This is a genomic window from Flavobacterium filum DSM 17961 (genome assembly GCF_000425465.1).
Taxonomy (GTDB): domain Bacteria; phylum Bacteroidota; class Bacteroidia; order Flavobacteriales; family Flavobacteriaceae; genus Flavobacterium; species Flavobacterium filum.
The window spans coordinates 102,084-114,949 of record NZ_AUDM01000010.1 but is presented as its reverse complement, the minus strand read 5'-3'; the positions used below and the strand labels follow the sequence as shown (position 1 = coordinate 114,949).

The following is a 12,866-nucleotide window of genomic DNA, read 5'->3' as shown; positions in this document are numbered from 1 at the left end:
GAATTTACAATGCGTCTAAAATAAATTGAATTCTGTTTTCAACGGTATCCATTGGCACTTCAATCAGCTCATAACCATAATGTTCGTAGGTTTCTTTAAGATGCGAATAGATTAATTTGGCTTGTTCAAAATTTTCATATCGATGTTCATCAGACATATAAATAGCTTTCCATGGTGGCAAAATAAAAACTTTTGAATACGTATTTTCTTTGCAGGCTTCATCAAAAAATGCAGGATAACTGTCGCCAATATAATGCATGTAAGCCAAAATGTCAGGAATGCCTCGATCTAAAAAAACAATATTATTTTCATGTTGAGAGGCGTTATGAAATTGTTTTTTTCTTCCTTCCAGAAGTAATTCGCTAAACAACAAAGGTTTTTCTAAAAAAAGCTGTTCAATACCTTGTTTTCGGGCCTCGTTTATAATTTCTCTTGAAATTTCAGGCATACAATTATATCCGGTTTTAATCAATCCTTCTATTAAAGTTGTTTTTCCGGTTCCGGGTCCGCCCGTTATAACAATAATTTGCTTGTTCACTTTTGTAAAATAAAGGGGTAAAATTGAGAATATATTGTTTCAAAAACAAGTGAGTCATACATTTTAAACCTTTTTGGGAACAAATTTTGCTTAAATACATAAAAAGTTGATAAAAATACAGCATGCGACCCGAAGAAAATCGAAATTCAAAATCAATGCTGTATATTTGCGTGTAATAATTTAAGCATGGATAAAAAAACAGAAGAATTTTACGAAAGGTTAAAAGAGGAATTAAGAACAACTTCGTCTTGGCCGACCTTATATTTATATAAATTTATTGTGCCAACCGATCAATCAAAAATAATAGCCGTTGAAAATGCATTTGATAACATGGGTGCAGTAATCAATACAACGCAATCAAAAACCGGTAAATTTACAAGTGTTTCTGTAAATGTACCCATGCAAAGTCCGGAACACGTAGTTGAAAAATACTTAGAAGTTTCTACTATTGAAGGAATAATTTCTTTATAAAGCAACAAATGAATCAAAGCGAAAAAGCACATCAAGTTGTGCATCTTTTAGAATATAACGCAGAGCGACCTCATTTAATGATACCGGAATATGGTCGTCATTTGCAAAAATTAATTGATCAAGCCACCGTTATTGAAGATAGGGAAGAGCGGAATAAAGCGGCAAAATACATCATCAAAGTGATGGGAAGTTTAAATCCGCACCTGAGAGATGTGTTGGATTTTCAACATAAATTGTGGGATCAATTGTTTATCATGTCTGATTTTAAATTAGATGTTGATAGTCCATATCCAATTCCTACACGAGAAGTTATCAATCTAAAACCGGAACGTTTAGAATATCCACAGAAAAACCCGAAATACCGTTTTTATGGCAATAATATCAAATACATGATTGATGTGGCTAATAAATGGGAAGAGGGCGAAATGAAAAGTGCATTGATCAAGGTAATTGCCAATCACATGAAAAAATCATATTTGAGTTGGAACAAAGATACTGTTGACGACAAAGCTATTTTTGACCATTTATTGGAATTATCTAACGGAAAAATTGATTTACATCAAAGCAGTGAAGAGTTATCAAATACAACTGATTTGATGCGAACTAACAAAAAAGTTTCTAATAAAAATCTTCCTCAAAACAATAAAAAGATTTTAATAAAGAAAAATAAAAATAACCCGAAAGCATTTAAAAACAACAATCAAAAGCAATAGTTAGATTTTCATGGGAACATTTAAAATAGAAGGTGGTCATCGTTTAAAAGGTGAAATACATCCGCAAGGAGCAAAAAATGAAGCTCTTCAAATCCTTTGTACCGTTTTATTAACAGCTGAAAAAGTAACCATCAACAATATTCCGGATATTATAGATGTGAATAAGTTAATTACGCTGTTGGGTAATTTAGGTGTGAAAATGCAAAAGAACGGGCCAGGCTCCATTACTTTTCAAGCTGATGAAGTGAATGTTGGTTATTTAGAAACAGAAGCTTTCAAAAAAGAAGGTGGTTCTTTGCGAGGTTCTATCATGATTGTTGGCCCTTTATTAGCCAGATTTGGAAGAGGTTATATTCCAAAACCGGGTGGCGATAAAATCGGAAGAAGACGTTTAGATACGCACTTTGAAGGGTTTATCAATCTTGGTGCAAAATTCAGATATAATCGCGAAGACCATTTTTACGGTGTTGAAAATGAAGGAAGATTAAAAGGAACATACATGTTACTGGATGAAGCTTCCGTTACCGGAACAGCCAATATTGTAATGGCTGCCGTATTAGCAGAAGGAGTAACCACCATCTATAATGCTGCTTGTGAACCTTACTTGCAACAATTGTGTAAAATGTTAAACTCAATGGGTGCCAAAATCACCGGAGTAGGTTCTAATTTGCTTACAATTGAGGGAGTAGAAAGTTTGGGTGGTTGCACACATCGCATTCTTCCAGATATGATTGAAATTGGAAGCTGGATTGGATTAGCAGCCATGACTAGAAGTGAAATTACAATTAAGAATGTGAGTTGGGATAATCTTGGTGTTATTCCGAATGTGTTTAGAAAATTAGGCATTACCATTGAAAGAAAAGGTGATGATATTTATATTCCTGAGCACAAAGATGGATATGAAATTAAAAAAGATATTGATGGTTCTATTTTAACCATTGCAGATGCTCCTTGGCCGGGATTTACACCTGATTTATTGAGTATTGTATTAGTAGTTGCTACTCAAGCAAAAGGCGAGGTGTTGATTCATCAAAAAATGTTTGAAAGCCGCTTGTTCTTTGTTGATAAATTGATTGACATGGGAGCCAAAATTATCTTGTGTGATCCGCATAGAGCAATCGTAATTGGTCATAATTTCCAATCTCAGTTGAAAGCTACAACAATGTCATCGCCGGATATTCGTGCCGGAATTTCCTTGTTGATTGCGGCATTATCTGCAAAAGGAACCAGTACTATTCAAAACATTGAACAAATTGATAGAGGATATGAAAAAATTGACGAACGTTTAAGAGCAATTGGTGCTCAAATTGTTCGTGTGTAAATCATAAAGAAATAAAAAAATGCCCCAAATAGTATTTAACTGTTTGGGGCATTTTTGTATAGGGAAAAGGGTTATTCTAAAACGCTTAAAAATTGCATACCAAACATAAATCCATCGCCAACATAACTGCTTCCGCTATACGAACGAACATAATCTAAACGAAGCAATTTGAATTTTCCAAAACCTAATTTGTCTAATCCAACACTAAACTCCTGATACGGTCTAACATCGGGAATGGCTAGTTGATGATAACCCAAAATCAACGTTGATTTTAATTTGTTCAACAACGGAATTTTATTCATAATATATCCTTCAGTATCGTATTCAATATGCGTTTCCATATAACTTTTATTGGTGCTATAAGCGTAATAAGGTAGTTGAAGAAATTGATTTACATAACGATTATCAGTACTCACATTGATTTGGTTGCCATTAAAATGTCTGTAATCTACAAATGAAATATCATCGGCATTGAAAAACGTACCACCTTTTACATTCAGGGCTATATTTCCTTTATTGGAAAGGGAACGCTCATAGAAAATTCTTCCGGCAACAAAATCATAATTATAGTTAGATTCATTTCCTGCGAACCCTTTTTCATATCCTAAATAAAGTGTTGGATATGCATCATCGGAAACCGGAATTTTTCCATCCGGTCGGGATAGGTATTTTTGACCAAAATTGAAACGCGTATTGAGGTTAAATTTTACCAAATTGTGTTTTTCAATCGCTGAATTATCAAAATCGGTAGGATCAAGTGGATTATTTGATAAATAGGCTTTTTTGTTTTTAATTAAAGTATAATCGGTTTGGTCAAATAATGGTTTACGTTCAGCATATTCTAGTGCAACGGAAGTATAAAAACCGTTTACTACTTCTTGACTATAAGAGGCATTGATAAAATTCTTTTCGAATAATTTCATGTAATTCTCTTTAAAAAACAAGGTAGCAACACTGTTTAAAAGAGCACTTATAGGTTGATTTTGATTAAACTGAACAGCCTGACTTCCTCCTCTGAATGATAGTGTACTGAAGTTTTTAGCATTTAAGCGTGTGGTATAAAAGGCAGTAGCTCTGAATTTCTCTTCTGCAAATCCATAATTTAATCTTGTGCCAAAAGAGGTAAACGTGCGTTCATCTTCATTTCTCTTGGTATAGGTTATGTTGGATGTAACATTCCAACCTTGAACGGTATTAAAATAAATTGATTTTAAAATTCCATCATAGCTAATTCTCCAATTTTTTTCTGAATTTTGATAACTATATCCTGTTAAGGCTTTCAAAATCTTGAATTTATTGTTTTTCCGGTCAATAGAATCCAAATAGGGTTTAGATTTTCGTAATGTTTGAATACTGTCTTTTTTCAGATAATCAATTGATTCTTCATCTGTTAATGGAACCGGACGCATGGTATTCCAATAACTGGTATCTTTCTTATTGGCTTGGTCTTCAAAACTTAAGATTTCACTTGTGAATGTTTTCTTTTCAAAACTCTCTTTAAACTCATAATTACTAAAAACGTAAGTAAATTTTCCTGAAAAGACGATACCAAAAGCACCTGCATCAAATTGTAAACCCTGAACGTTTTTTGCCCATATTTTTGAAATTGGATTATAACTAAAGTTTTGAGTAACCGACATTGTGTTTACAAATTCCTGCTTCATTCGGTATCCTTTTGTTTGTAAATCAATACCATAAATCGCCCAAGAATCTTCAACAATAAAAATATAACCTTCAAAAACAGGTTCTACATCTCTTCTCGGTGTAACTTTTATTTTATTAATCAATTGATTGTGTTCGTCATAAAAAGTTCCTTCTAGCGTGTATTTATAATAACTAAAAGCGTTGTCAGCAATAGGAGAAATCATGTTTGTTCCCAATTCAACAACGTTGTCATAAAAGTCAAATCGTGTGCCTTGAGCTGTATTGTAACTAAAACCATTATTGTTTCCACTGATTTTAGAGGCAATTATTTTCTCTTTTAAGTTGTTAGGTTTCTCATAAGTAATTTTTGAAACCGTTTCCGAAAGGTAAATTATTCCGGAACCGGTTGAATCTAACGCACCATCCATATCGCCAATTTCTTGACCGAGAATTTTCTTTGGAGCATTTTTTAATTTAAAAATCCCTTTCGAATAAAAATCAGCTGTAAATTTTCCTGTTTTATCAGAGTTTACAGTTTTGGCTGCAATTGCTTTTCGAATAATGGGTATGGCAGGATTTTCTTTTGAACTGATGACAACTTCTTGTAGAGAATAGTTTTCTTCTTTAAGTTTAACATCCAAAAAGTAAGGGAATTGTGTGATGTTTAAAATTTGTTTTTGCGTTTTATATCCCAAATATTGAAATATCACGGTCACTTGTTCTTTATTTTGCACTTGTAATTCATATTGACCTTTTTCATTTGAAGTAGTGCCGATATAGGTATTTTCGATATAAATATTAACATATGGCAAAGGATTTCCGTTTTCATCGGAAACAATTCCTTTTACTTGAGCATTAGAAATAAGATTGAAAAAGATAAAAATAAAGGTAAAAATAGATTTCATTGGTTTTTATTTTAAGAAAGAAAGTAAGGCTAATTCATAACTTTTTAAACCAAAACCAACAATGATTCCGGCTGCATTGGGAGCAATATAAGATTGATGTCGAAAAGATTCTCTGCTAAATGTATTCGAGATATGTACTTCAATAACCGGAGTGGTAATCGCTTTTATAGCATCGCCAATTCCTATAGAAGTATGTGTATAGGCCGCAGCATTCAAAATAATACCATCATAATGAAAACCAACTTCTTGAATTTTGTTGATGATTTCACCTTCAATATTACTTTGAAAATAGTGAAGATTTACTTGTGGATATTTATTTTTCAATGAATCAAAAAAAGTTTCAAAATCTTCCTTCCCATAAATATCGGGTTCGCGTTTGCCTAATAAGTTCAAATTAGGGCCATTCAAAAGTAGAATTTGCATGATGTGTTGTTTTGAGTAAAATTAGTAATTAATAACTTTCAAAAACAACATTTTAAAACATTAGATTAAAATTAACAAAATTGAATATTTAATCCATTATTTTCACGTTTTAAATTAAAATACCATTTATGAAATTAAAATTATTACTCTTTTCACTGTTTTGTGTTGGAATAATGCAAGCACAAAGTGACTATTATTCGTATGAAAGTCTTTCTAAAAAGGTAAAAGATTTAGAAAGTAAACACAAAAACTGTAAAGTCAAATCCATTGGCAAAAGTAGTGGAGGTAAAGATATTTGGTTGATTACATTGTCTTCAAGCGAAAAAACTAAACCTTCTTTATTAATTACAGCCGGAATTGATGGTAAGCATCAGTCTGGTACATTGATGTCGATAAAATTGATGGAACAATTGTTGACTGATAATGCATTTTCTAAAGTTTTGGAGGAAAAAACGCTTTATTTTGTTCCTTCCGTAAATCCGGATGCAACGGCTGCTTATTTCAGTAAATTGAAATTTGAAAAAAGCGGAAATGCAACGGTAACTGATGATGACAAAGACGGTGAATTTGGTGAAGACGGATTTGAAGACTTAAATAGTGATGGTTATATTTCACAAATGCGAGTGGAAAGTGTAGCCGGAAATTATATTGAAAATGCAGATGACAACAGGATTTTGGTAAAAGCGGATCAAAGTAAAAATCAAATTGGAAAATATCTATTGTTTACAGAAGGAAAAGACAATGATAAAGATGGTGAATTTAACGAAGACTTTTCAGAAGGTGTTAACATCGATAAAAATTTTACTTTTGATTATCCGGCATTTGAAAAAGGAGCTGGAAATTATGCTGCATCAGAACCGGAAACAAAAGCATTGCTAGATTTTTTATACCTCAATCCACAAATTTATGGTGTCATAACGTTTGGCATGCATAATAACTTATCAGAGGCACCTAAGTTTGATAGTAAATCTTCTTCGGGTAGAATTATTAAAGGTTGGATGGAAAAAGATGTGAAAGCTGCTGAACAAGTTTCAAAAATATATTCGCAAAAAGCAGGTTTAAAAGATGCACCAAAAATGCCAATGACTAAAGGAAATTTTGCCCAAACTGCTTATTTTCATGCCGGAAGATTCAGCTTTTCTACTCCCGGATGGTGGATTCCAAAAGAAGAAATGAAAAAAGATTCAACAGCTCCAAAAGTGGAAAAACCAAAAAAAGGAGAAATGAATGAAGTTTTTCCAGAACTTGAATTTTTAAAATGGGCAGAAAGAAATGAAGTAAAAAATGTGTTTTTAAATTGGACAGAAATTAAACATCCTGATTTTCCGAATCAAAAAGTGGAAGTTGGTGGATTTTTACCTTTTGTGATGCATAATCCGCCCGCTCAATTTTTAGATGAAGCAGTAAATAAGCATAAACTATTTTTAACCGATTTGGTTAGTGCAATGCCAAAAATTGAGACTACTCAGCCGTTAATTGAAAAATTAGAAGGAGATGTTTATCGCGTTACTTTAAAAGTAGCTAATAAAGGTTTATTGCCAACCTACACAGAAATTGGTGATAAAATCCGTTTTATTTCCAGAATGAAAACTGAGATTAAATTGAATGCCATTCAATCGATGTTATCCGGTAGAAAATATTTTCTTCGAAATGCACTTCAACCGGATGAATCTGAAGAATATTCATGGTTGATAGCCGGAAAAGGAAAAGTGGTTATCACAACAGGATGTGCCACCACTGGTGTAAAAGAAATTAGTATTGATTTAAAATAAGTGTGCCATGAAAAAAATAATATACTTCGCCTTAATCAGTTTGTTTTCAACAGCTATTTATGCTCAAAATATTGCTCCTCAAGATTTAAATGGTATGCGAGCCATTGGTTCTCCTGCCAACCCAAAAGTTAGAATGTCGTGGGATCGCTATCATGATTATGCTCAAATTACACAATTTGGTAAAGATTTAGTAAAAGCGTATCCCAATTTGGTTAAGATGGAATCCATTGGAAAGTCATTTGAAGGACGAGACATTTGGGTGTTGACCTTAACCGACTTTAAAACAGGAGAAGAAAAAAATAAACCCGGATTTTATATCGATGGTGGTATTCATGCGAATGAATTACAAGGAGTAGAAGTTTCCATGTATACGGCTTGGTATCTTGCAGAAAACTTTCATTCAGTTAAATTTATCGCTAATTTATTGAAAGAAAAAGTATTTTACATCGCTTTAACCATTAGTCCGGATGCGAGAGAAAATTTTATTTACAAAGAAAACAATTCCAACACTTCCCGTTCCGGAATGCGACCATTTGATAACGATGGCGATGGTTTGGTAAATGAAGATAAATTGGATGATTTAGATAGCGATGGAAACATTGTGATGATGCGACGCAAATCGAAAACCGGTCGTTTTAAAATTGATCCTAAATATCCCACTAGAATGTATCAAGTGCGTGGTGATGAAAAAGGCGAATATGAAATGTTAGGATACGAAGGAATGGACAATGACGGCGATGGATTAGTAAACGAAGATCAAGTGGGAACGTATGATCCTAATCGTGATTGGGGGTGGAATTGGCAACCCAATTATGTACAAAACGGTGCCTTATTTTATCCTGGGACCTTACCTGAAACTCGGGCAGTAAAAGATTTTGTCACCAAACATCCAAATATTGCAGGAGCTCAAAGTTATCATAATTATGGTGGAATGTTTTTACGCGGACCGGGTGCGGCAGAAGATGATCCGTTGTATAGCAGACAAGATATTGAAGTGTATGATAACATCGGAAAATTGGGTGAAAAAATGATTCCGGGTTATAATTATTTCATTTTGCATAAAGATTTATATACCGTTTATGGTGGTGAAATTGATTATTTGTCGCTTACAAGAGGAATTTTTACGTTTAGTAATGAATTGATGACTTCCTATAAATTGTTCAATCAAAAAAGTTCTTGGAGCAGATGGGACAATGATGAATTTAATGAATTTGACAAATATTTGTTGTTTGGTGATGGATATGTAGAATGGAAACCCTTCAATCATCCTCAGTTTGGCGAAATTGAAATTGGCGGAGCTAAGAAAAACTATATCAGAAATCACCCTGGTTTTATGTTGCAGGAAGACGCTCATCGAAACATGGCTTTTACCTTATATCATGCGTATCAAACACCAAAATTGGAGATTGTAGATATTAAAACAGAGAAATTGCAAGGTGGATTAACAGCGGTTACAGCAACAATTATGAATACTAGAATCATTCCGACGCATTCAACACATGACATAAAAAACAAAATTGAGCGTCCTGATTACATCAGTTTGAAAGGGGTGAAAGTGATTACAGGAATGACAGTTGAAAATGAAGATTTAAATTTATTTACTGAACAAAAAAATTCACCACAAACCATCAAAGTGGCCAATATTTCCGGAATGGGTAATGTAAAAGTGAGATGGATTGTAAGTGGCAATCCGAATGGAGCAACTGTTGAAGTATCCAGTGCAAAAGGCGGTTTTGTTTCGGATAAAGTAGGAAAGTAATAGTAGAATTTAAACCATATAAGGCATATAAGTTTAGCTAATTAAACTTATATGCCTTATATGGTTAAAAAAAAAGCAGTATGCCTTAGAAACGGTAACCCACTGAAACTTGAATAACTCGATTTTTGATTTCCGCATCTTTTGTAGTATCCGTTAAACCGGCTACGTAGCGTGCTTGAGCAAAAATATTTTCAGTAAAATTAAATCCTAAACCGCCAACAGCGGCAAAATCAAAAGATTTAGACTCAAATTGATCAGGCACATTTTCATTTACCAAAAACGAAAATTGTGGTCCTGCTTCTAAACTCAATTTATCGGTGATGAGATAGAATTTCGCCAATACAGGAACTGTGATATAGCTAAAATTGATGTCCTTAATATTTTCTTCATTTACTTTTGCTCCTTGAGAAGAATACAATAACTCGGGTTGAATGGCAAAGTTCTCGAAAACTTTTACTTCCAATAAAGCTCCAAAATGAAAACTAGTATAGGTGTCAAGACCTTGAGCATCATCACCATCTAGGCTATTAAAATTGGCCCCGGCTTTTACACCAAATTTTAGCATTTGAGCATCTGCCTGAAAAATGCCAATTAAAAGAAATGCACTAATAAAAATGATTTTTTTCATTGTGATAGATTTTAGTTGATTTTAATTTGAATTCTTTTAGTTATAACTTATTTTGATTGAGTTTATTATTTGTAAAAATAACTGAATTGGTTTATAAATTCATTTAGTTTTATAAATATATATATTAAAAATGGGAATATTTTGATGTTTTATATAAGTTTACTTTGTTGTAAAAAAGTAAGTTTTTTAACATTTATTTTACTATACTTAAATTTATTTAAATTAATAAATTGAAAATCAGTATATTAAATATTTAAAAATCATTTTTAAGTTATCAACAAACTTGTTAATAACTCAAGTTTATTGATTTTGAAATACCAATATTTTTTTTAATTTTGTTAATATTAATTATAAAACAATTAAAACATGAAAAAAATTATTTTATCAATTTTAGCGGTTGCAGCATTTGGAACTGCTAATGCACAAGATGGTGGATTTAAAGCTGGTATCAATGTTGGTTTACCAATGGGTGACATTAAAGATTCTTACTCTTTAGCAGTAGGTCTTGATGTAGCTTATACATGGGAAGTAGCTGATAAATTCCGTGCTGGTGTAACTACTGGTTATGCTCATTACATGGGTAAAACTGTTGATTTAGGATTTGGTATTGAAGTTGATGTTGAAGATGCTGGACTTATTCCAATTGCTGGTACTGCTCAATATTCTTTCACTGATAACATTTTCGGTGGTTTAGATTTAGGTTATGCTTTAGGAGTTAGCCCAAGTGGAATGAATGGTGGTTTATTATACCAACCAAAAGTAGGTTACCAAGCTGAAAAATTTGAGGTTTATGCTGGTTACAAAGGAATTGCTGTTGATGGAGGTACTTTTTCTTCTATTAATTTAGGATTCAACTACAAATTCTAATTGAATTTTTATATAGTTTAAAACCACGCCTAGTGCGTGGTTTTTTTATTAATGATAAATACTTGTTTTATTGTATTGGTTTTTAAAGACATATAAAAAATAGAGAATGATTTTAATTGTTTTATTACTTTGTGTAGTATTTTTATTATTTTTGCAAAAATTTTAAAACAATTAAAACATGAAAAAAATTATTTTATCACTTTTAGCAGTTGCTACTTTTGGAACAGCTAATGCACAAGAAACTTCTAACGAAGCAGGATTTGCTAAAGGAGATCTTTTTATTTCAGGAGCTTTTTCTTTTAGTACTTCTAAAACAGGAGATTTTAAAGTAAACTCTTTTGAAGTGGCGCCTAAAGTGGGATATTTTGTTACAGAAAATATTGCAATAGGTGGGTCAATTGGATATCAGTCAAACAAACTTGATTTTGACGGAGAAGATGTTGCTAATACAGGTTTAGGTTTAGGAGCTTTTGGTCGTTACTATTTTACACCTGCGAGTAAATTTTCTTTATTTGCTGAATTAGGTGTTAATTACACCTCTTTTGACAATGAATATTTTATTATTGATGGTGAATTATTTGCTCCTGAAACATCAGTTGAAAGCAAAGAAATTGGTTTCGGATTAGGTTTTGGAATGAATTATTTTGTTTCATCTAATTTTTCAATTGAAGCTGGTGTTGGGGTGTTAGGTTATGCATCTAATGATAATGGTGGTGACGGTGCAGATAAAACAAACACTTTCTCTTTTGGTGGAGATTGGAGAGCTGTAACTTTTGGAGTTAATTATAAATTCTAATTGAATAGTTATAAATATAAACCACGCTTTGAGCGTGGTTTTTTTATTCCCTAAAATTCCCGAACTTTAACGAATGAATTGGTCAACGTATATCAAAAGTTTTCAATCCTATCTTAAAATTGAGAGAGGAATGTCTGCCAATACCATTGACAACTATTCATTTGATTTAATGCGGTTAGTTCATTTTTTAGAGGAAAATAGTAGTGTTGATAATCCCATTTCTATTAAAGAAGAAATGATTCAGCAATTTATTTATGCGGTTTCAAAAGAAGTAAAACCACGTTCGCAAGCGAGAATCATTTCCGGATTGAAAAGTTTTTTTTCCTATTTAATTTTAGAAGATTATCGCCAAGATAATCCAATGGAATTGATTGAAACCCCCAAAATAGGTAGAAAATTACCTGATACTCTCTCCGTTAAAGAAATTGATACATTAATTGCTGCCATTGACTTATCAAAAGACGAAGGCGAACGCAATCGTGCCATGTTGGAAACGTTATACGGATGTGGTTTGCGGGTTTCGGAGTTAATTTCTTTAAAAATATCTGATTTGTTTTTTGACGAAGGCTTTATAAAAATTACCGGCAAAGGAAATAAACAGCGTTTTGTTCCTATTGGTAACGCTACAATGAAATATATTCAATTGTATAGAACCCAAATCAGAACCCATCTTTCCATTCAAAAAGGACATGAAGATACCTTGTTTTTAAACCGAAGAGGAAGGCAATTGACAAGAGCAATGGTTTTTACTATTATCAAAGAGTTGGCTGTAAAAATTAACTTGAACAAGATTATTAGTCCACATACGTTTCGTCACTCGTTTGCCACACATTTATTAGAAAACGGTGCTGACTTACGTTCCATTCAATTGATGCTCGGTCATGAATCAATTACTACCACAGAAGTTTATGTACATTTGGACCGTAAACACTTAACACAAGTGGTTAATCAGTTTCATCCGAGGAAGTAGTTTGTAGTTGCAGTTTTCAGTCTCAGTTAAAATAAAAAAACCGTCTTACTATTTTAAAA

12 protein-coding genes are annotated in these 12,866 nt (G+C 32.6%); 8 read left to right on the top strand and 4 right to left on the bottom strand.

Annotated elements, in window-relative coordinates:
* Nucleotides 1–4: 4 nt before the first annotated feature.
* The gene (locus H601_RS0107590; RefSeq protein ID WP_026710948.1) at nt 5–538 is read right to left on the bottom strand and encodes an AAA family ATPase; all 534 of its coding nucleotides are present in this window, start codon (nt 536–538) and stop codon (nt 5–7) included.
* 186 nt (nt 539–724) lie between these two features.
* On the opposite strand from H601_RS0107590, the gene H601_RS0107585 reads away from it, so the two are divergent.
* From H601_RS0107585 to murA, 3 genes are read left to right on the top strand one after another with little or no spacing between them, the layout of a single operon-like run.
* Complete coding sequence (locus tag H601_RS0107585) at nt 725–1,009, top strand: DUF493 family protein (RefSeq protein ID WP_026710947.1); 285 nt, start codon at nt 725–727, stop codon at nt 1,007–1,009.
* Nucleotides 1,010–1,017: 8 nt separating this feature from the next.
* Entirely contained in the window at nt 1,018–1,722 is a 705-nt protein-coding gene (locus H601_RS0107580; protein ID WP_026710946.1) for a DUF4290 domain-containing protein, read from the top strand.
* Nucleotides 1,723–1,732: 10 nt separating this feature from the next.
* Nucleotides 1,733–3,043: a UDP-N-acetylglucosamine 1-carboxyvinyltransferase gene (gene murA / locus H601_RS0107575; protein ID WP_026710945.1), complete on the top strand. Its 1,311-nt coding sequence runs from the start codon at nt 1,733–1,735 to the stop codon at nt 3,041–3,043.
* 71 nt (nt 3,044–3,114) lie between these two features.
* Here murA and H601_RS0107570 read toward each other — a convergent pair whose 3' ends face one another.
* Both H601_RS0107570 and aroQ read right to left on the bottom strand, forming a co-directional pair.
* Nucleotides 3,115–5,592 carry a DUF5686 and carboxypeptidase regulatory-like domain-containing protein gene (locus tag H601_RS0107570; RefSeq protein ID WP_026710944.1) on the bottom strand — a complete coding sequence of 826 codons (2,478 nt, stop codon included), beginning with the start codon at nt 5,590–5,592 and terminating at the stop codon, nt 3,115–3,117.
* A 6-nt stretch (nt 5,593–5,598) separates the two neighbouring features.
* Nucleotides 5,599–6,015: a type II 3-dehydroquinate dehydratase gene (gene aroQ / locus H601_RS0107565; protein WP_026710943.1), complete on the bottom strand. Its 417-nt coding sequence runs from the start codon at nt 6,013–6,015 to the stop codon at nt 5,599–5,601.
* Between the two features lie 128 nt (nt 6,016–6,143).
* On the opposite strand from aroQ, the gene H601_RS0107560 reads away from it, so the two are divergent.
* Both H601_RS0107560 and H601_RS0107555 read left to right on the top strand, forming a co-directional pair.
* Nucleotides 6,144–7,787 (top strand): M14 family metallopeptidase, encoded by a 1,644-nt coding sequence (locus H601_RS0107560; RefSeq protein WP_026710942.1) that lies wholly within the window; start codon nt 6,144–6,146, stop codon nt 7,785–7,787.
* Nucleotides 7,788–7,794: 7 nt separating this feature from the next.
* Complete coding sequence (locus tag H601_RS0107555) at nt 7,795–9,546, top strand: M14 family metallopeptidase (RefSeq protein ID WP_026710941.1); 1,752 nt, start codon at nt 7,795–7,797, stop codon at nt 9,544–9,546.
* Between the two features lie 85 nt (nt 9,547–9,631).
* Here H601_RS0107555 and H601_RS0107550 read toward each other — a convergent pair whose 3' ends face one another.
* Nucleotides 9,632–10,174 (bottom strand): porin family protein, encoded by a 543-nt coding sequence (locus H601_RS0107550; protein WP_026710940.1) that lies wholly within the window; start codon nt 10,172–10,174, stop codon nt 9,632–9,634.
* A 366-nt stretch (nt 10,175–10,540) separates the two neighbouring features.
* Between H601_RS0107550 and H601_RS0107545 the strand changes: the two genes are divergently transcribed.
* The 3 genes from H601_RS0107545 to xerD all read left to right on the top strand — a co-directional run bounded on the left by H601_RS0107545 (nt 10,541) and on the right by xerD (nt 12,807).
* Nucleotides 10,541–11,041 (top strand): hypothetical protein, encoded by a 501-nt coding sequence (locus H601_RS0107545; RefSeq protein ID WP_026710939.1) that lies wholly within the window; start codon nt 10,541–10,543, stop codon nt 11,039–11,041.
* Nucleotides 11,042–11,219: 178 nt separating this feature from the next.
* The gene (locus H601_RS0107540) at nt 11,220–11,837 is read left to right on the top strand and encodes an outer membrane beta-barrel protein (RefSeq protein ID WP_026710938.1); all 618 of its coding nucleotides are present in this window, start codon (nt 11,220–11,222) and stop codon (nt 11,835–11,837) included.
* A gap of 73 nt (nt 11,838–11,910) precedes the next feature.
* Nucleotides 11,911–12,807, top strand: coding sequence for a site-specific tyrosine recombinase XerD (xerD, locus tag H601_RS0107535; RefSeq protein ID WP_026710937.1), 897 nt, complete (start codon nt 11,911–11,913; stop codon nt 12,805–12,807).
* Nucleotides 12,808–12,866: the final 59 nt, after the last annotated feature.

Bases quoted from the DNA above. Each gene is read 5' to 3' on its own strand.
- H601_RS0107585 (WP_026710947.1), top strand. From the start codon at position 725: ATGGATAAAAAAACAGAAGAATTTTACGAAAGGTTAAAAGAGGAATTA.
- H601_RS0107580 (WP_026710946.1), top strand. From the start codon at position 1,018: ATGAATCAAAGCGAAAAAGCACATCAAGTTGTGCATCTTTTAGAATAT.
- murA (WP_026710945.1), top strand. From the start codon at position 1,733: ATGGGAACATTTAAAATAGAAGGTGGTCATCGTTTAAAAGGTGAAATA.
- H601_RS0107570 (WP_026710944.1), bottom strand. From the start codon at position 5,592: ATGAAATCTATTTTTACCTTTATTTTTATCTTTTTCAATCTTATTTCT.
- aroQ (WP_026710943.1), bottom strand. From the start codon at position 6,015: ATGCAAATTCTACTTTTGAATGGCCCTAATTTGAACTTATTAGGCAAA.
- H601_RS0107560 (WP_026710942.1), top strand. From the start codon at position 6,144: ATGAAATTAAAATTATTACTCTTTTCACTGTTTTGTGTTGGAATAATG.
- H601_RS0107555 (WP_026710941.1), top strand. From the start codon at position 7,795: ATGAAAAAAATAATATACTTCGCCTTAATCAGTTTGTTTTCAACAGCT.
- H601_RS0107550 (WP_026710940.1), bottom strand. From the start codon at position 10,174: ATGAAAAAAATCATTTTTATTAGTGCATTTCTTTTAATTGGCATTTTT.
- H601_RS0107545 (WP_026710939.1), top strand. From the start codon at position 10,541: ATGAAAAAAATTATTTTATCAATTTTAGCGGTTGCAGCATTTGGAACT.
- H601_RS0107540 (WP_026710938.1), top strand. From the start codon at position 11,220: ATGAAAAAAATTATTTTATCACTTTTAGCAGTTGCTACTTTTGGAACA.
- xerD (WP_026710937.1), top strand. From the start codon at position 11,911: ATGAATTGGTCAACGTATATCAAAAGTTTTCAATCCTATCTTAAAATT.